Origin of the sequence: Methanobrevibacter wolinii SH, assembly GCF_000621965.1 — an archaeon.
Classification (GTDB): Archaea; Methanobacteriota; Methanobacteria; order Methanobacteriales; family Methanobacteriaceae; genus Methanarmilla; species Methanarmilla wolinii.
In genome coordinates this window covers 1-20,331 of the sequence record NZ_KK211375.1, presented here as the reverse complement: position 1 = coordinate 20,331, position 20,331 = coordinate 1, and the positions used below count along the sequence as shown (strand labels likewise).

Annotated in this window: 19 protein-coding genes, 1 tRNA gene and 1 pseudogene; 9 read left to right on the top strand and 12 right to left on the bottom strand. The window is 24.2% G+C overall.

All coding sequences use genetic code 11. From position 1 onward, the window contains the following. Positions 1-213 precede the first annotated feature (213 nt). The 4 genes from T523_RS03885 to T523_RS03870 form a co-directional block, all read right to left on the bottom strand. Positions 214-912 carry a DUF4013 domain-containing protein gene (locus T523_RS03885; protein ID WP_042707614.1) on the bottom strand — a complete coding sequence of 233 codons (699 nt, stop codon included), beginning with the start codon at positions 910-912 and terminating at the stop codon, positions 214-216. 6 nt (positions 913-918) lie between these two features. Continuing rightward, a complete protein-coding gene (locus T523_RS03880) occupies positions 919-1,128 on the bottom strand; it encodes a helix-turn-helix transcriptional regulator (protein WP_042707613.1) in 210 nt (69 codons plus the stop codon). Between the two features lie 420 nt (positions 1,129-1,548). Beyond that, positions 1,549-2,376 (bottom strand): undecaprenyl-diphosphate phosphatase, encoded by an 828-nt coding sequence (locus tag T523_RS03875; RefSeq protein ID WP_042707840.1) that lies wholly within the window; start codon positions 2,374-2,376, stop codon positions 1,549-1,551. A gap of 44 nt (positions 2,377-2,420) precedes the next feature. After that, positions 2,421-3,347, bottom strand: a complete 927-nt coding sequence (locus T523_RS03870; protein ID WP_042707612.1) for a branched-chain amino acid transaminase — start codon at positions 3,345-3,347, stop codon at positions 2,421-2,423. A gap of 490 nt (positions 3,348-3,837) precedes the next feature. On the opposite strand from T523_RS03870, the gene T523_RS03865 reads away from it, so the two are divergent. Continuing rightward, a tRNA-Val gene (locus tag T523_RS03865) sits at positions 3,838-3,909 on the top strand. Positions 3,910-4,278: 369 nt separating this feature from the next. Here T523_RS03865 and T523_RS09385 read toward each other — a convergent pair. Further along, on the bottom strand, positions 4,279-5,358 hold the full coding sequence (locus T523_RS09385) for a restriction endonuclease (RefSeq protein ID WP_042707611.1): 1,080 nt from the start codon (positions 5,356-5,358) through the stop codon (positions 4,279-4,281). A gap of 313 nt (positions 5,359-5,671) precedes the next feature. On the opposite strand from T523_RS09385, the gene surE reads away from it, so the two are divergent. Further along, positions 5,672-6,457, top strand: a complete 786-nt coding sequence (gene surE / locus T523_RS03855; protein WP_042707610.1) for a 5'/3'-nucleotidase SurE — start codon at positions 5,672-5,674, stop codon at positions 6,455-6,457. A 155-nt stretch (positions 6,458-6,612) separates the two neighbouring features. On the opposite strand, the gene T523_RS09155 is transcribed toward surE, so the two are convergent. Beyond that, entirely contained in the window at positions 6,613-6,759 is a 147-nt protein-coding gene (locus T523_RS09155; RefSeq protein ID WP_198016025.1) for a hypothetical protein, read from the bottom strand. 139 nt (positions 6,760-6,898) lie between these two features. Here T523_RS09155 and T523_RS03850 point away from each other — a divergent pair, with 139 nt between their 5' ends. Further along, positions 6,899-7,102 (top strand): LSm family protein, encoded by a 204-nt coding sequence (locus tag T523_RS03850; RefSeq protein WP_042707609.1) that lies wholly within the window; start codon positions 6,899-6,901, stop codon positions 7,100-7,102. Positions 7,103-7,289: 187 nt separating this feature from the next. Here the strand turns inward: T523_RS03850 and T523_RS03845 are convergent, their stop codons facing one another. Then, positions 7,290-8,297, bottom strand: coding sequence for a methanogenesis marker 12 protein (locus T523_RS03845; protein ID WP_042707608.1), 1,008 nt, complete (start codon positions 8,295-8,297; stop codon positions 7,290-7,292). A 244-nt stretch (positions 8,298-8,541) separates the two neighbouring features. Between T523_RS03845 and T523_RS03840 the strand changes: the two genes are divergently transcribed. Both T523_RS03840 and T523_RS03835 read left to right on the top strand, forming a co-directional pair. After that, entirely contained in the window at positions 8,542-8,880 is a 339-nt protein-coding gene (locus tag T523_RS03840) for a hypothetical protein (RefSeq protein ID WP_042707607.1), read from the top strand. 594 nt (positions 8,881-9,474) lie between these two features. Continuing rightward, positions 9,475-10,002 (top strand): beta-class carbonic anhydrase, encoded by a 528-nt coding sequence (locus tag T523_RS03835; protein ID WP_042707606.1) that lies wholly within the window; start codon positions 9,475-9,477, stop codon positions 10,000-10,002. 242 nt (positions 10,003-10,244) lie between these two features. Here T523_RS03835 and ilvC read toward each other — a convergent pair whose 3' ends face one another. From ilvC to T523_RS03820, 3 genes are all read right to left on the bottom strand, one after another. Next, positions 10,245-11,240, bottom strand: a complete 996-nt coding sequence (ilvC, locus tag T523_RS03830) for a ketol-acid reductoisomerase (RefSeq protein ID WP_042707605.1) — start codon at positions 11,238-11,240, stop codon at positions 10,245-10,247. Between the two features lie 482 nt (positions 11,241-11,722). Next, positions 11,723-12,217 (bottom strand): acetolactate synthase small subunit, encoded by a 495-nt coding sequence (ilvN, locus tag T523_RS03825; protein ID WP_042707839.1) that lies wholly within the window; start codon positions 12,215-12,217, stop codon positions 11,723-11,725. Positions 12,218-12,227: 10 nt separating this feature from the next. Further along, a complete protein-coding gene (locus tag T523_RS03820) occupies positions 12,228-13,928 on the bottom strand; it encodes an acetolactate synthase large subunit (RefSeq protein WP_042707604.1) in 1,701 nt (566 codons plus the stop codon). Between the two features lie 306 nt (positions 13,929-14,234). Between T523_RS03820 and purD the strand changes: the two genes are divergently transcribed. The 4 genes from purD (at position 14,235) to T523_RS03800 (ending at position 19,117) form a co-directional block, all read left to right on the top strand. After that, entirely contained in the window at positions 14,235-15,548 is a 1,314-nt protein-coding gene (purD, locus tag T523_RS03815; protein WP_042707603.1) for a phosphoribosylamine--glycine ligase, read from the top strand. A gap of 223 nt (positions 15,549-15,771) precedes the next feature. Then, positions 15,772-16,677 carry an ornithine carbamoyltransferase gene (argF, locus tag T523_RS03810; protein WP_042707602.1) on the top strand — a complete coding sequence of 302 codons (906 nt, stop codon included), beginning with the start codon at positions 15,772-15,774 and terminating at the stop codon, positions 16,675-16,677. A gap of 355 nt (positions 16,678-17,032) precedes the next feature. After that, a complete protein-coding gene (locus T523_RS03805) occupies positions 17,033-18,430 on the top strand; it encodes an MATE family efflux transporter (RefSeq protein ID WP_042707601.1) in 1,398 nt (465 codons plus the stop codon). Between the two features lie 222 nt (positions 18,431-18,652). Further along, positions 18,653-19,117 carry a MarR family winged helix-turn-helix transcriptional regulator gene (locus tag T523_RS03800; protein WP_042707600.1) on the top strand — a complete coding sequence of 155 codons (465 nt, stop codon included), beginning with the start codon at positions 18,653-18,655 and terminating at the stop codon, positions 19,115-19,117. Positions 19,118-19,259: 142 nt separating this feature from the next. Here the strand turns inward: T523_RS03800 and T523_RS03795 are convergent, their stop codons facing one another. After that, complete coding sequence (locus T523_RS03795) at positions 19,260-19,997, bottom strand: acyltransferase family protein (RefSeq protein WP_269593601.1); 738 nt, start codon at positions 19,995-19,997, stop codon at positions 19,260-19,262. A gap of 34 nt (positions 19,998-20,031) precedes the next feature. Further along, positions 20,032-20,331: pseudogene (locus tag T523_RS03790) on the bottom strand (IS5-like element ISMefo1 family transposase); the annotation flags it as partial.

Below are 20,331 nucleotides of genomic sequence, written 5' to 3'. Positions count from 1 at the left end.
ATTTAATTTCTAAGTATAAATATCCATTATACCATTATAAAAAAGGATTTTAAATAAATTTTTTAATAAGTATTAAAAATAATAATAATAATTAATAAAAAATTGCTAATTTTAAAAATAAAAACTCAATACATTATTAAAAAATAATTAAAAAAAGAAATCATATTAAAATTTAGTTTTAATATGATAAGAAGTACTTAATAAATCTTATAACTATCTAATATTATAAACTAAACCAGTTGCTCTACTATTAATCATAGTAATATATGGTTGAATAATAAAAGAAAATGCTAATAAAAGAATGATTAAAATACTTACTGCAATAACACTTCCTGGATTAAATATTCCTCCTAAAGAGGATATACCTAAACATACTGCTAATAATATTAATAAAACTGCACAGAATATTCCAATAATAACAGAATCTAAAACAATTAAACCAAGATAAAACCCTAAATATCTAAGTACACCAATAGATTTAAATACATTAAATACTTCTTCAAAATCAAATGCAGATCTAAGAGAATCATCATTTACAGACATATGAGCAATTGCAACCATTGAAAGCATATCAAATATAATAAATGTAATAATTGCTGCTATAATTATAGCAAAATTATATCTAAATGCAAGTATAGTTAATATAATTGGAATAATATTATATACAATTTTAGTAACTATAACTTTAAGTCCATCAATAATCATTTTTTTCCAATTACTAAAATCTGGCAATGGTTCATTACCATTAATCATACCATGAGTTGCAGTTTGAATTACTCTATATGAATATCCTTCTAACATAATAGCAGGTATTATTAAAAATCCAAATAAACCCATTACACCCATTATTACAAGGTTTTTAACATCTTTAACCCCATATTCTAATGAATCTTTATAAATATCTAATATCATAAAAAATTACTCCCCATTATTCTCATCTAATATGAAAACATCTTCAATATGTTCACATTTTAATATTTTAGTTATATTATAAGCAACAAGAAGTGAAGGATTATATCTTCCATTTTCTAGAGCATTAATAGTTTGTCTTGTAACACCTACTTTATCAGCTAGTTCTTGTTGACTTAATCCTAACTCTTTTCTATAAAAACCAATTTTAGTTTTCATTAAGTCACCTAGTAAATAAATTCACTTAAAACTTTATAAGATTTAATAAAATAAATCTCAATACATCAATCATATAATGTAGACTAGAAATATAATTAAATTTTACATAAAATAATTTATTATAAAATATTTTTTAATATCTAATAATTAAAGATAAAAGAATCTTAATATAATAAACTATTTCTTTAATATCTAATAATTAAAGATAAAAGAATCTTAATATAATAATTAAATAAAAATTTATGTAAAATATATATTACATGTAAGAAATATATTACATCTAATATATAAATATATCTAAAAAATCTATAAAATAATTAAAAAATTTGAAACTTTTAATATTAAACCTTAATTTAAGTACATTCTAATTAATAAAGAATAATAAATTAACTAAAAATAAAAAAAATAGAAATACTGTAATTATAAAACTACAGTAAATAATAAAATTAATGCACCTACAATCCAACAGTAGTATGCAAAGATATCTAAACTTCTTTCTTCAATAAGTTTAAGTAAAACTTTAATAGCAAATAAACCAGAGATTACAGCTGCTAAAAATCCCAATAAATATGGTATGAAGTTTACTGCAAGACCAGAACCAATATTTCCACCTTGAACAATAGTTGCACCTAAAATTGCAGGAATAGAAAGAATGAAACTGAATTTAGCAGCAAACTCTTTATCTAATCCTCCAAGTAAACCACAAGCAATAGTAGTACCAGATCTAGAAAGACCAGGTAAAATAGCACATGCTTGACCAATACCCATAAATATTGTTTCTTTTAATGAGATATCATCAAGATTTTTATCTCCAACATTATATCTTTGTGAGAAGTATAATAAACAACCTGTAATAAGTAAGAAAAATGCAGGTATAGAAACACCAGTAAATAATGCTTCAACAGTATCATTAAATAGAATACCAACAATACCAACAGGTATAGTTGCAACAATAGTGTACCATACTAATTTTTTATAAGGATCTTCTTTAATACCATTAATAAAGTTTCCTCTAAAAATATCAGCAATACTTTTAAAGAATGCAATAATCATATTAATAATATCTGGTAAAAAGAAACCAACAACAGCAACTAATGTTCCTAAATGTAAAAATACATCAAATGCTAAATTATTTTGATTTAAACCAAAGAAAGTTTGTGCAAAAACTAAGTGAGCTGAACTACTTACAGGTAAAAACTCAGTTAATCCTTGAACAATACCAATAACAATCGCTGATAATATATCCATCATATAAACACCTAAAGTAATATAAATATTACTAAATAGTTAGTTTATTCTACTGGGAATAACCAACCATATTTATCTTCTGTTTTTCCTTTAATGACATCAAAGAAAGCATCTTGAATTTCTTTAGTTATAGGTCCACGTCTACCTTCACCAATAACACGATGATCCATTGAACGAATTGGAGTAACTTCAGCAGCAGAACCTGCAAAGAATTCTTCATCAGCAATATATAAGAAATCTCTTGGTAATGGTTGTTCAATAACTTCATAACCTAAATCTGTAGCTAATTTAATAATACTATCTCTTGTAATACCTTCAAGAATAGAACTTGCTAAAACAGGAGTATATATTTTACCATCTTTAATTAAGAAGATATTTTCTCCAGGACCTTCTGCAATATGACCATTTACATCTAATAATAAAGCTTCATCAAAACCATTATCTTGAGCTTCAAGATTTGCAAGTTGAGAATTCATATAGTTAGCTGCAGCTTTAGCAAGAAGAGGGAAAGTTCCTTCAGCAGGTTTTCTCCATGAAGAAACACCAATATTTACACCATTTGCTAAAGCATCTTCACCTAAATATGCTCCCCATTCCCAAACAGCTATAGTAACACAAACTGGACAATTTACAGGTGAAACACCTAATTCTTTATATCCCCTATAAACAATAGGACGAATATAACAATCAGTTAAATTGTTTTCTTTAATTGTATCTTTAATTGCTTCACATATTTGATCTTCTGTAAATGGAATTTCCATTTTATAGATTTTTGCTGAATTAAACAATCTGTGAACATGATCTTTCAATCTAAAGATATTTGATTTACCATCAATTTCATATGCTCTTATACCTTCAAATACACTTGACCCATAGTGCATAGCATGAGATAAGACATGAACTTGAGCATCTTTCCAGTCAACAAATTCTCCGTCCATCCAAATTTTTCCAGACTCTTCATTAAATGCCATTATATCATTTCCATAATTTTCTACTAATAAATTCTTAGATAAAATTTAAGAAATATAAATATATTAATATTTATACATAAATTGTTAAATAAAATTTATATTATACAATATATATCTAATTTATAATATTTATATATTAAATTAAATAAAATAATATACCTATTTAAATAAAAAATAAGTCTTTAAAAATCTATTTAATTAAATAAATTAAATTAATTTATTAAATTATAAGTTTTAAAAGAAGATAATTTTTATCTTAAATTTAAAGTATCCATATAATAAAATCTAAATTAAGGATTTTATTAAATAAGAAATCTCTTGAAATCTAATTTTTTATATATTATTTATAATTAAAATTTAAGAAAATTTTTTTAAAAATTAGTAAAATTCAATGCCTAAAAAATAAAATTTTAATAAATTTAAGATAAAATCTTAAAAAACCATAAAGTTTATATAATATGAATAATAAATAATTGAATGTTGTTACATTGGTTCCGTGGTCTAGGGGTATGATACCTCGCTTACAACGAGGGGATCACGAGTTCAAATCTCGTCGGAACCACTATTTTTATTTTATTTTATTAAATTCTTATTTTTACATATAAACTTTATCAATATTTTAGTTATATTGCAATTCTATTTTTTATAATTAAAATTTAAATTTAAGAAAATTTTTTAAAAATTAGAAGACTTTAATATTTTATTAAATTTTTAAATTATAAGTAATTATATTCAATATATTAAAAATTAATACTATTTTTAAATAAATTTAAAGGCTAAAAACATGAATAAAATTCAATAGAAAATAACTTAAAAATAATTTGTTTAAACAAGACTAAATTAGTACCCTAAACTATAGTTAACATGTGTTTAACTTATAAAATAAGTAATTAAAGATGCTTTTAAAAAAATAAGTAAATTATAAAAAAAATTATAAGAATAATATTAAGATAATAAGTATTATCAATGATATAAAGAATACAGAAGTTCCTTTAACTAAAACTACAGTTCCATCTTTATCAGTATACCATACTAAACCATAAGATAATATTAATGAAAATATCATTTCAAATAATCCAATAATTCCACTAGATATTCCTCCAATAAAAGTAAATGTCAATGCAATTAAATATGAAACAATAACTACAATTAATATTAAAACTATAGGATTTCTAACAATTGAAATTAAATCAATATTACGTGATTTATTATTTTTTTCTGGACTTGTATTAGACTTAGAAAGATTTGCAATCCTTGGACTAGTTTTCTTAATAGGTTTAGGTTCAGGTTTAACCTTATTATCTTTCTTAGAATTCTTATTTTTCCTAGTAAAAAATGAAAATTTTGATTTTTCATTTTTATTATTAGAATTAGATGAGGTTTTATAAAGATTAGCTCCATTAGAATAATTATTTGAGCTTGAATTAATACTTGGATTATAATTTGAAATAGCTAGATTCTCATAGTATTCATCATCATAAGGCTCATCATAGTCATATCCTTTATATTCTGGATACTCTGTAATATCATCTACATCAGGATAATCATTATAATATTCATCATAAGGCTCATAATAAGAGCTTTCATCACTTTCATTATAAGAATCTAAATTCTCATTATCCTCTGAATCCTGATTTTTCATTTGAATACTATTTTTTTCTGAATATTTTTTAGCTAAACTTATTAAGTTATCCCTATCAACTAGTTTTATATTTTTACGAGATGCATAATTTCTAGCTTGTGGTGAAAATGTAGAACTAGTTACAACAGCTACTTTAGAAGCTTTAAGAGTTCTACCTACCATTTCCATTTCTTTAAGAATATCAATTCCTACTTCCCATTCTTTATCATAATTTTTACAAGCTACAACTACGCCAAAATCACCCATTTGTGTTGGAAGAACCGCATATATATCAATAGTAGTTTGAGATGTTTTAAAGTTTTTATAAACTTTAAATCCAGAGTCTTCCATAACTTTAGCAATGAAATTAATTAATTGTGGCTTTTGCACATTTTCACCTAGATAAAAAAATTTTAAATTATTAATACTATTATAAAATTTTGTTTTAAATATTAATATATCTTTTGGAAAGAAAAAGATATAAAAATTAAACCTATTGAAAACTTTATTTTTATTTAAAAATTTAATTTATAAAACTTATTTATTCTTAATCTAAAATAATAAATAAAATAATAAATTTAAGTGTTTAAAGAATTACCAATTAATTTAAAATAAACAATATAATTTAAATTATTCCAAGAAAATCAATAAATAAAATAATAAATAAAAAATCTTTTTAATAGGAAATAATCTATTTTTATATATGAAAGAAATTTTATTATGTAATGATGATGGTGTAAAATCAAGTGGTATACTTGCAGCAAATGAAGCTGTAAAAGACCTAGGAAATACAACAATAGTTGCTCCTTCAGTTCAACAAAGTGGTATTGGTCATGCATTAACCTTATTTGAACCAATTAGAATAAATAAAGAAAAATTAATAAATGGTAAAATAGGATACTCTGTAAGTGGAACACCAACAGATTCATTAATTGTTGGAGTATTTGAAATATTAAATAAAAAACCAGATCTTGTAATATCCGGAATAAATATAGGTTATAATTTAGGAAAAGCCGAACTTACAACATCTGGAACATTAGGTGCTGCTATAGAATCTGCATCATATGGTATACCAACTATTGCAGTATCACAAGCTGTAACTAATGAATCTACAAAATTTGAAAATGGACATGTTAATATTAACTTTGATTTTACTATAAAAATATTAAGAAAACTTAGTAAATATGTATTAAACAATGGTCTTCCAGATGGAGTAGACTTAATAAATCTTAATGTTCCAAGTAATCCTAAGTCAGATGAAGTAAAAATTGCAAGATTAACTGAAAGAATGTTTATACCAGAAGTAGAAACAAGATATGATCCTCGTGGTAAACCTTATTATTGGATTGATGGAATAGTAACTGATAATGATGAAAAAGGTACAGACGGATATTATGTTAAGAATAAAAACATTACAACAATAACTCCTGTAAGTATTGATTTAACAGGTAATTTAAATAAAACAGAAGAATGGTTTAAAGATTTTTAAACAATCATTAAACTATTTAATATTTAAAAGTATATAAAACTAGAAAAAATAGTTAAAAATCTAAAAACAGATAAAACTAAAAAAAATACTAAAAAAAATCCAAACAAAACACTAAAAACAGATAAAATTTATAATAATAAAAAAATTAAAAAAATTTATTGAATGTTAAGCTCTTTTAATATTTTAGCTCTCTCATTTTTTAATTCTTGTAATTTTTTAGGATCTGCATTACCTTTTTTCTCTAAAATAGCAATAGTGTTTGAAATTGCTTGTAAATTAGTTTCTAACATATTAACAGCCATAATAATAACTCTCCTTAATTAAATTATAATTAGTAAAAACTCTAAGTTTTATCATATATAAAATTTATTGAAACTAAAAAATATATAAATAAAAGAATAAATAAAAATAATTAATTATATCTTATCTGAGGTAAAAAATATGATAAATAAAAATCCAGAAGTAAATGAATCATTAGAACAATTTAAAGGAAAAAATGTTACTGTAATTCTTAAAAATGACGAAGAACATACCGGAAGATTAATTGCTATTGATAACTTTATAAACACTGTTTTAGAAAAAGAAGATGGAAATTTAGATGTTATTAAAGGAGGAAAAATATTAATTATCTCAATTAACAACTAAACTTCTTTTTTTATACATTTATAATTAAATGCTTTTAATAAATATAAATTTATAATATTTTTAATATAATTTATATTAAATTTAAATAAATCTTATTTTTCAAAAAGAATTGATAAATACAGGATTTTAATAATTATATTCCAAGTAATTAATAAAATCAAATATTACTTTTTTAATAAGACAATTATTAATTAAGTTCTACTTCAACACCTAAGATCTCTTTTTTACCATTGTAAATATCATGTGCTATTTGTACAGCACCTATTGCACCTGAATCTGCTGATATAACTTTAATAGGATACTTATTTTTTAAATATTTATTTAATTCTTTTTCAAAATCAAATGGTTTTTTCATTGAACCTAAAGATCCTGTAAGAACAATACCCTCAATATCTTCATTAGCAACAGTTATAAGACCACCAATTTCCATTGCAATAGTCATAATCATTGAATTTATTGCAAGTATTGCTTTTTTATCACCTTTCTCATATCTTGATAAAAGTTCATCTTTCATGAAAGCAACTTTTGTATCAATACCTGCAATTTTTACAGCACCTGCATGTGAAAAACATTCATTAGCAGTTCTTTTACCTTCATCAATATCTCTAATCATTTCAAGATCAATTGGTCCATGAACAAAACCCATTGCACCAAGACATGCATCTATTGCTCCTCTAATTTTACCATTTTCAATTAAAATATTTACACTATTAGAACTTAAATCACCTACTATAAGATTATTCCAATTAGTTTCCTTAACTGCATTATATGCAATTGAAATCTTTTCAGGACTTGCAAGATGAGAGTATGCTGCTGTAAAAAGTTCATCAAGAGAAGTGGAATTTTTATGTAATCCTGGAATAAGAACTGCTGGAATATTAGAGTTTTCAATCTCAGAATATACTGATGTTCCTCCACCAGTAACCTTACCTGCACCATTAATTGACAATATTCCCCTATTTTCAACTTTATCCATAGGAAGAATTTTATTTATTCCATCCCCCATTGCATAAGTTACTGCCATAAGTTTAACATCATCTAAATTACAACGTTTTGACAATTCTTCAATAGCACTAACTTTACCTTTTTTTGTATCTTCACGAGATAATTTAAATATATCTAAAATTTCACCATTATCATCTGATATTGCAAAACTAATACCAGTAGTTCCGTGATCCATTCCTATAAATACCATAATTTCATCCTAAATATTAAATAAGATTGTTGAAAAACTATTTTATTTAAAGTTTTAATTTTCTAGAAAAACTATAATTTTTAAATTAATTAATTGATTTCAACAAAGTTTATAACTTTATATAATAATTTTTAATTAATATTCATATATTTATTTCTAATTTTTACTAAAAATAGTAAACATTTATTAAATATTGTTTATAAATAATAATTTTTATACTATTCAATTTTACTATTGTGATAATATGACAAATCGTCTTGTAAAAAACTTGAAAAGTATGGACTCTAAAGAGCTTGTTAAAAATGCAACACTCATTTTAATAATAATTATTGCAATACAATTTGTACAATTACTTACACAAAGTGGAGTATTAGAACTAAAAGTTATATTCCTTACATTAGCACAAATAATTGCAGTTATAATTTCATTAACAGGTTCCGTACTTCCAGTTGGAAAACAAAGATTAATATTATATGTAATTTCTGCAATATTCACATTTATTTCATTTAATCCATTTGCTATTATTATTGGAATTTTCTATTTATATGCAGCATATAAAGTTAATCAAGAGATAAATAATTAATATTTACCAATCATTATTAATTATAAAATAAATTTATTATAATTTTTAATTAAACAAAGAATTTTTAAAATTTTAAATAAGAATTTTAAAGATTTCAAACTATATACTATTTTTAAAAAGTAGCATCTACTACTAAGGTTGAACCAATTCTAAAATATATACTGTTTTTTAAATATTTAATAAAGATTTTATTAAAAAAAGATTATATTTAAAGATTTAACTAGATAATTACAAATTAAACAAAGAATAATTAATCTTAAAATTTAGAAAATCTTAATATAATTAAATCTATTAAAAATCAATTTAACTAATTTTAATTTTTTAAATACTTATTTTAAATTTAAATAAAAATTATACTAAATTTAAAGTCTTAAACAATCATAAAATAAAAAATATAACATTCTATCACTTTACTTAATCATGAATATTTCATGAGTAAAAAAAATTAAATATAATTTAGATATTATTTAAAAAAATATAGAAACATATATTAAATATAAGTTAACTCTGAAAATAAAAGATAAAAATATAAATATTATTAAAATATATATAATAAAAAATTCTTTTAAATAGTTAATTATATGATGTGGTAAAATGATTATAGATGATATATTAAAGGCAAATGAAGAATTTACAGAAAATTTTGAAGGAGAAAAATTAAGTCATCTCCCTAATAAAAAATTAGCAATATTAACTTGTATGGATACAAGATTAGTTGACTTCTTAGAACCTGCATTAGGTATTAAAAGAGGAGATGCAAAAATTATTAAAAATGCAGGAAATACCATAGTTGGTGAAGATGCAATAAGATCAATAGCAGCTGCAATATACTCCTTAGGAGCAGAAGAAGTAATGGTAATAGGCCATACTGACTGTGGAATGGCTCATGCAGATGAAGAAAAAATAAAAAACAATATGATTGAAAAAGGAATTTCAGAAGAAGAAATAAATAAAGTTAATTTAAAAGAATGGATTGGTGCAATAGATGATGAAGAATCAAATGTAGTAAAAACTGTTGAAACAATTAAAAATCATCCTCTTATTAGTAATGAAATACCAATTCATGGTTTAATAATTAATATTGAAAATGGAAAATTAAAAGTTTTAGTAGATGGAAGATAATAATCTTTTAAAATTTTTTAAATTTTTTAAAACTTAAAATAAAATAATTTATTTAATTATATTTATATAATTAAAATTTCTCTTTTTAAAAACAGAATAAAAACTAAAAAACAATACAAAAAACAAAAACAACAAAAAACAGTAAAAAATCCAAATAAAACATTAAAAACAGAATAAAAACTAAAAAACAATACAAAAAACAGAATAAAAACTAAAAGTTAAAAAAAGAAAGATGAATAAATCTATTCATCATCTTTTTGTAATCCACAAGCTTTTCTGAGTCTGGTTCCAACTTTTTCAATTTGTTCGTTGTTTTCAGCAGATCTCATTTCTTTTAAGTTTGCGAAACCAGTTTTATATTCATCAGCGAATTCATCTTTAAAGGTACCATCTTGGATTTGTTTTAATACTTCTTTCATACCTTTTTTAGCTTCTTCACCGATAACAGTGTTTCTTCTAGTTAATCCACCGTATTCTGCAGTGTTACTTACATCTTTCCACATACCTTCGAAACCTTTTTGATAAATGATATCTACAATAAGTTTAACTTCGTGACAAGTTTCAAAGTATGCAATTTCAGGTTGGTATCCAGCTTCAACTAAAGTTTGGAAACCAGCGTTAATAAGTTCAGTTAATCCACCACATAAAACTGCTTGTTCACCAAATAAATCAGTTTCAGTTTCTTCTTTGAAAGTAGTTTCAATAACACCAGCTTTAGTAAATCCAGCAGCTTTTGCCATACCTAAAGCTAATTGTAAAGCGTCACCAGTAGCATCTTGTTCTACTGCAACAAGACCAGGGATTCCAAAACCATCAAGGTAAGTTTTTCTTACCATAGAACCAGGTCCTTTAGGTGCAAACATAACAACATTTACATCATCATCTGGTTCAATTAATCCAAAGTGAATATTATAACCGTGAGAGAATGATAAAGTGTTTCCACTTTCTACGTATGGTTTAATTTGTTCATTGTAAACTTTTTCTTGGATTTCATCAGGGATTAAGATGTGGATAATATCTGCTTCTTTAGCAGCATCTTCAATAGTCATTACATTCATACCATCATCTTTAGCTTTTTGCCAAGATTTTCCACCTTTTCTAAGTCCTACAATTACATTTAAACCACTGTCAGCCATGTTTCTAGATTGAGCATGACCTTGACTTCCGTATCCAATAACAGCGATAGTTTTATCTGCAATAACGTCTGTATCAACGTCTTTATCATAATACATTTGCATGTTAATAAACTCCTTTAATGATTTTTAAAAAAGATTATTAGAAAAAATAATTTTTATCTAAATAAATATTATTGTAATAAAACCCATTAAACTAACATTTTGTTACAGTAATATTATTTTATAGTATTATTTTCATTACTTATAAACTTAATCCATATAAATAAATTGAACATACCAATAATAAAATTTAAAAAATTAATCACTTGTAAAGATATGTTAATAAAAGGTTTAAAAAACATAAGTATAAAAACATAATATTAATAAATGTTAATTTTTGAATGAATAATAATTTTATTTAAAAAGAATAAGTAAAAAAAATTAAAATATTATTGTAAATATTTCCAATAATTTTGTAGAAAAAATATTTAAAAAAATACTAAATAAACCACAAAAACAATAAAAAAAATTATACTAAAAAATAGTAAAAACAACCACAAAAAATAGTAAAAAATACTAAAAAATAAAAAAATAAAAGATAAGAATTAATTTTGTTGAATTCCTCTAGATACAGCAGTTGGTCCTGTACGAGCAATCTTTTTAATTCCATATCCTTTAAGTAATCTAATTAATGCATCAATTTTACTTGGAGCACCAGTAATCTCAATTGTTACATTATTATCACAAACATCAATAATTTTACCTCTGAAAATATTGACATATTGCATGATTTCAGATCTAGCTTTCTCATTTTTAGTTTTAACTTTAATTAAACAAAGTTCTCTTTTAACAGATACTCCAGGTTTTAATTCTTTAACTTTAATAACATCAATTAATTTATTTAATTGTTTTTTAACTTGTTCTAAACCTTTTTCATCAGCTTTTACAACGATTACCATTCTAGCTAAAGATTCAACTTCAGATTCACCTACTGTAATACTACTAATGTTAAATCCTCTTCTTGTAAAAAGACTTGTAACTTTTTGTAAAACACCTGGTTTATCTTCAACCAAAGTAGATATTGTATGATTTTCAAGCATTTTAATCCCTCTAATTTTCATAGTCTTTAGCAAGTTCATATTCACCAAGAATTTCTTCAACACCTGCACCTGCAGGAACCATAGGTAAGAATTCATTTTTCTTAATTTCAATATCTAATACAAGAGCCTCATTATCTTTAATAGCTTTTTGTACAGCTTTTTTAGTTTCACCTGGTTGAGTAATTCTTTCAGCATTAATATTGAAACTTTCTGCTAATTTAACAAAGTCTGGAACATTTCCAAGATCAGTTTCTGATAAACGTTCATTATATAATAAACTTTGCCATTGATATACCATACCTAATTTACGATTGTTTAAAATAGTAACAATAACTGGTAAATCATATTCACGAACTGTTGCAAGTTCTTGACAAACCATTAAAAATCCACCATCACCAACAATAGCAAGAACTGGGTCATCTTCACATGCAACTTTTGCACCAATAGCTGCTGGGAAACCAAATCCCATAGTACCAAGACCACCAGAAGATATGAATTTACGTGGTTTATTAACATTGAAATAATGTGCAGCAAACATTTGATGAAGACCAACATCAGTGGTAACAACAGAATCATCAGTTAATGCTTCAGATATTTCTCTAATAACTCTTTGTGGCATTAATGGAACATCATCATAGTTAGTTCTAGGTATTAATTCTTGTTTTTTAAGTTCTAAATCTTTAAACCAATTTATAGCATTAGCATTAGGTTTATATGATTTTAATTCATTATTGAACATTTTTAATATGTTTTTAGCATCTCCAACAATAGGAATATCTACATCAACATTTTTACCAATTTCTGCAGGATCAATATCAATATGTATAACTTTAGTACCATTAGGTAAGAATTGATCTAATCTACCAGTAGTCCTGTCTGAGAATCTAGTACCAATTGCAATTAAAACATCTGCTTTATTAATATTTTTATTAGCAACTAATCTTCCATGCATTCCTAACATTCCAAGAGAATAATCTTCATCTTCAGGAACAGCACCTTTACCCATTAAAGTAGTTACAACAGGTGCTTTAATAGTTTTTGCAAATTTTTGTAATTCACCACCAGCACCAGATATAATTACTCCTCCACCAGCTAATATTATAGGATTTTTAGCTTTAGAAATTAATTTACAAGCAGTTTTAACTTGTTTAATATTTCCTTTAATTGTAGGATTATAACCTGGTGTTTTAATTAATGAAGTACTATATTTATTTAATTCATTTTCTTGCATTTCTTTTGGAATATCAATAAGAACTGGACCTGGACGACCAGTTTTAGCTATATTAAAACTTGATTTAATAATTGATGGAATACTATCAATGTCTTTAATTTGATAATTATGTTTTGTAATAGGCATTGAGATTCCCATAATATCTGCTTCTTGAAATGCATCATTTCCAATTAAATTAGAGGATACTTGACCAGTTAAAGCTATAATTGGAGAAGAATCCATATAAGCATTAGCAATACCTGTAATAAGGTTAGTTGCACCAGGACCTGAAGTAGCTATACAGACACCCACTTTACCAGAAGCCCTAGCATATCCTTCTGCAGCATGTGCAGCACATTGTTCATGACGTACTAATATATGGTTTAAATCATCATCATACAATGAATCATAAAATGGTATAACAGTTCCACCAGGATAACCAAATATAGTATCTACACCTTGTTCTTTTAGAGCTTTTATAATAGCTTCTCCGCCCTTCATTCAATCACCTTTTTTAAATAATTACTAATTCTTATTTATAATATATAATTCATGATAATAATCTTTATAAATTTATATAAAGAAAAATAAAGTATAAAACTTATTTAATTTTAAATATAGGCTTATTTAAAATAAATATTAAATAATTCCTAAAATTTTTATCTAAATTTTTAAAAAGAATTAGTAATACTAATTTACAATTTCATTTATTCATTTACTAAAATACAATAATATTATATTTAAAGATTTATATAAACTTTAATAATTATAATTTATTTAAATCATATTTTTATAAAAGGTGAAATTATGAAAGTTTTAGTAGTTGGTGCAGGTGCTAGAGAAAATGCAATTTGTGATTCATTAAAAGATGATGTAGATTTATATACTTATATTAGTAAAAAAAATCCAGGAATAAGTAAAATTTCTAAATACACTATAGGAGATGAAGGAGATTTAGATAAAGTTGCAGACTTTGCAAAAGAAAATAATATTGAAATTGCAGTTATTGGTCCAGAATCTCCACTTGGAAAAGGTATTGTAGATAAACTTGAGGAAGTTGGAGTAAAATGTGTAGGTCCATGTCAAAGTGCTGCAAGAATTGAAACTGATAAATCATTTATGAGAAATTTATTTGAAAAATATAATATTCCAGGATCTTTAACTTATAAAGTATTTGATAATACTAAAGACCTTAATGAATTCCTTGATTCTTATGATAAACAAGTCGTAGTAAAACCAGTAGGTTTAACTGGAGGAAAAGGAGTAAAAATTGTAGGTGACCACTTAAAAAATAATGAAGAAGCAAAAGAATATGCTTCAGAAGTAATTGATAATGTAATGGGTGGATTTGCACAAGTAATTATTGAAGAACGTGTAATTGGAGAAGAATACACCATTCAAGCTTTCTGTGATGGTGAACATTTAGCACCTATGCCTGCTGCTCAAGATCACCCACATGCATTTGAAGGAGATCAAGGTGCAATTACTGGAGGTATGGGTTCATATTCTGATAAAGGTGGACTCCTACCATTTTTAAGTCAATCAGATTATGATGAATCAGTAGAAATAATGAAAAAAGTTATAAAAGCAATTGCAAAAGAAGCTAAACCTTATAAAGGAATATTATATGGTCAATTCATGTTATCAAATGAAGGACCACGTTTAATTGAATTTAATGCAAGGTTTGGAGATCCTGAAGCAATGAATGTTCTTCCTTTAATGGATACTAAAATGATTGATGTATGTAAAGCTATTGTTGATGGAACTTTAGATAAAGTTGAATTTAAAGACCTTGCTAGTGTATGTAAATATATAGTACCTGATGGATATCCAAATACTAAATATGCTGGAGAAAGCATTGAAGTTGATGAAGATAAAATAAACGAATTAGGAGCTAAAGTATTTTATGCTTCAGTATCAGAAGAAAATGGAGAAATTAAACTTAGTGGTTCTAGAGCTTTAGGAATTGTTGCTCAAGGAGAAAACATATCTGAAGCAGAAAAAATAGCTGAAGAAGCATGTAAATATGTTAAAGGTAATGTTTATCATAGAAGAGATGTAGGTACAGATGCACTTGTAGAAAAACGTGTTAACCACATGAATGAAATTAGAAATAATTAGATTTTATTAAAATCTATATATTTTTCTATGATAAAATTTAATTTTAAATGTTAAAAATTATTTATTTAAATTAAAAATAATTAATTAACTAATTAAGAATAAATAAAGTATTTTAAAATAAATTTTTTTTAAAAATAAAACTAAGTTTATTAGAAAAGCTTTTATAACTATAAAAAACATATATTATTCTTTATTATAATTATTAATTTATTGGAGTAATGACATGAATAGTCTTTTATCAGTATGTGATGTTAAAGATGATGTATTAGATATTATCAAATTAGCTAATGATTTTAAAAATGGTAAAATAGAAAAAGAACCATTAAAAGACCAAAAATTAGCAATGATTTTTCAAAAATCATCAACAAGAACAAGAGTTTCCTTTGAAGTAGGAATGTATGAATTAGGTGGAACAGCACTCTTTTTATCAACAAATGATATACAACTTGGAAGAGGAGAACCTATAAAAGATACAGCAAAAGTATTAAGTAGATTTGTTGATGCAATAATGATAAGAGCTAATAAACATGAAGATGTAGTTGAATTTGCTAAAGAAGCAGATATTCCTGTAATAAATGGTTTAACTGATATCGAACATCCTTGCCAAGCATTTGCTGATATGTTAACAATATATGAGCATAAAGGTGATTTTAATAGAAAATTAACCTTTATTGGTGATGGAAATAATGTTTCTAATTCCCTTTTACTTATATGTGCATGTTTAGGTATGGACTTTGCAATAGCTTGTCCTAAAGGTTATGAACCTAAAGAAGATATTGTAAGAAAAGGAAAAGAAATAGCTAAAAAAACAGGAAGTGAAATCATTATAACTTCTGACCTTAAAATTGCATTGAAAGATGCAGATGCAGTATATACTGATGTATGGGTTAGTATGGGTGATGAAAAAGAAGCTGAAAAAAGAAATAATGATTTTATAAAATATCAAGTTAATAGTAATCTTATGAAATTAGCAAAAGATGATGCAATATTTATGCATTGTTTACCTGCAATAAGAGGTAAAGAAGTTACTAGTGATGTAATTGATGGTGAACAGTCTGTAATATATGATGAAGCTGAAAACAGATTACATGCACAAAAAGCTATATTATATTATTATCTTAAAAAATAAATTAAAATCATCATTCATTACTCTTTTACTCTTTTTTCTAAACACTACTTAAAATTAAAGTCAATAAATATTTATTTAACATATTTAACTAATTTTAAATTTATTATAAAATTTAGGTCATGTTGAAATCTTCTAATTTTCATATAAAATTTAAATTTATTTTAACTATAAATGATTTTTAAAGAGTTAAATATTTAAATAAAATAGGTTTTCAACAGAGCCAAAATTTACAAAATATTTATATACTATCAAATTATTATATTAAAATACTTGCATATACAAGTATTGCATATGCAATAATTGATATTAATAGAATAATATAATATTTAAAATAACTTATAAAAGGAGGCGTAAAATGGTAAATGAAACAGACAATGAAAGAATTAAATTAATTAGAGGAGATCCTAAACGAGCAATAAGAAAGTTAGCATTACCAATGATTTTAAGTATGTTACTTATGAGTTCAAACAATGTTATTGATAGTATATGGGTAGCAGGTTTAGGTTCAAACCCTCTTGCAGCATTAGGTTTTGTAACACCATTATTTTTAATAGTAGTAGGTCTTGGAGTAGGTATTGGTGCAGGTGCAAATTCACTTATTTCAAGATTCATTGGAGCTAAAAAACACGAAAAAGCAAGTAATGCAAGTATTCACTCAATAATTATTGGTATAATCATTACAATACTTTTAACAGTAGCATTAATAATATTTTTAAAACCTATACTTATTGCAATGGGTGCAAAAGAAGTTATTAATTTTGCAATGGAATATGGTATAATAATTGTAATTGGTACTTACTCATTTACACTTCCTGCATTATTTGGTGGTATATTTAGAGGAGAAGGTGATGTTAAAAGATCAACAATACCACTTATAGTAACTGCAGTATTAAATATAATTTTAGATCCAATATTTATTTACATATTAAATTTAGGTGTTGCAGGAGCAGCTATAGCAACAGTATTATCTGGTACAGTAGGACTTATACAATTTTTATATTGGGTTAAAATTAAGAAAGATACTTACTGTTCAATGGAAATGAAATATTATAAAAGAAGTAAAAATATGTATAAAGAGATTCTTCTTGTTGGAATACCAGCAAGTATAGAACAATTAGTAATGTCTATTACTGCAATACTTATTAATGCAATACTTGCAATAGCTGCAGGAACAACTGCAGTAGCAGTATATACAGCAGGTTGGAGATTAGTGCAAATAGGAATAATGCCTGCAATTGGTATTGGAACAGCAGCTATTACTGTAGCAGGTGTTGCATATGGTGAAAGAGACTATGAAAAACTAAATACAACAATAAATTACAGTGCAAAAATTGGATTTATAGCAAGTATAATAATAGCAGCAATATTCTATATATTTTCATACCAATTAGCATATCTCTTCTCATACTCATCATCAAGTGCAAATTTAGCACCATTAATTTCACAATTCTTACAGATTATGGTATTATACATCTTACCAGTACCATTAGGAGTAGTTGCATCAAATGTATTCCAAGCATTAGGTAAAGGAACTCATTCCTTAATATTAACAACTAATAGAAGTTTAATACTTGATGTTATTTTCTGTGCAATTGCAGCATTTGTACTTAGTGCTGGAGCAATAGGAGTTTACTGGGGTATTGTAATAGGAGATATTGTAGGATCTATTATTGCATTTATTGCAATAAAATTATATGTTAAAAGATTATATAAACTTGGAAAATTCAAACAAACACCAGAAAAAGCGAATTAAAATAATATATTAAAACCTTAAAATCCAATATTTATTAAAATTTTTAATTTTAAATTAAATATTAATATTCCAAACATAATCTCATTTGGATTTTTAATTAAACAATACTAATAATAAACCATCTTCAATAAAAAAATAAAAAATAACTTATAACTTATAAGAAAATCAATTATAAGTAATAAGTTATATGTTATAAGTTATAATAAAATTAAGAGGGAAAAAATGGTAAATATAGATAAAAAACTAGAAATTGGAGTACCAGGTATTTTTGATGCTATACATAGAAACCATTCCATATATTTAAAACATGCTTTAAAAGATGAAGATATTAATTTTGGACAATTTCCATATTTAATGTACCTTTACCATGAAGAAAACAAAGATAATACACAAATAAAAATAGCGAAAGTACATGGAGTTACAGAAGGAACTGTTGCAAGAGCATTATTAAAAATGGAAGAAAATGAAATTATTGAAAGAGAAGAAAACAAAGAAAATAGAAGGGAAAAAATAATTAAATTAACTAAAAAAGGAAGAAAAATAGCTAAAAAATTTAGAGATATTGATTATAAATGGGAAGAAGAAATATTAAAATTCTTAAATGAAGATGAAAAAGAAGATTTCAGAGAAAAATTAAAAGAAATAGAATATTGCTCTAGAAAATACAATGAAGAAATAAAGAGATAAACTTGTTAAAATCATTTAATTTTAATATAAATCTACTTCAAATCTAAAAACAAATGTTAAAATTTTAGATAACTTTTCAATGACAAAAATGATTAAAAATAATTAATATTAAAATTTAAATAGTAAAAAACTATCTAAATTTTTAAGATTTCCCTATTAATTTATTTAAATAATGAATTTTACCCAAAATCAATATTAATAACCAAGATATAATACAAGTCAATATTAATTTTAATGTTAAAACTACAGAAGGTTTAATAGCTAAAAGTGGATCTAAGAAATATCCTAATGAAAGAAGTATTATCATATGAGATAAATAAATTCCATAACTACAAGAACTAATAGATAAAATCAGTTCTTTTAATTTAAAACCTTTAATTAAATAATTATTTGATAGAATATTACTTTCATCTATATATCTAAAGAATAACATGACACTAGATACTAATAGTATATTTAAAATACTAAATTGACTTATTGCATTAAACTTATTAAATTGGTTAGTTAATCTTACATTTGTTAATAACACACAAGCATATAATGAAATAATTAAAATTCCAGTTATGAAAACCATTACCCTAGAATTAATTTTAAACTTTTTAAAGAGTTTAAAATTCAAAAAATCCGTATTTACTAAATAGTAACCAAATATAGCAAATATTGAAAAGAACAAATATCTTACCAGATTTATTTGATTATTAAAATTAAATAAATTAACTTCTTTTAATAATATTATTAGTATACTTAAAATTAAAAAACCTTTAAAAGTATTTTTATTATATGAATTTAATTTATTTAAAATAAAAATTATGAGATATACAGTCAAAATCATAGGTACAAACCAAAAATATTTCCAATCCCCAGGTTTTGATGCAAATATTTTATATAGTAAAAGATTTAGGGGCCTGAATTTTTCACATTTGTGATAGCTTTTGTAGGCCTGTTTTTGATGTATCGGAGTTCTGTATGAGTATTGTTCCTAATAATACATATAAATATAGGGTTTTTTCTACTGATTTTGGTGTAAATTTGTGTATTTTTCTCATTTCTAATGAATTTTTAAGTACTTTGAAATAATCTTCGATTTTACCTCTTATTGGTTTGTAATGTTTCCAATTCATGAGTTTACTGATTAATTCTTTTTTTAATCGTTTAAATAATCTTTTATTTTTATTTAATTGATTTTTATTTTTAAATATGTTTAATGAGTAGCT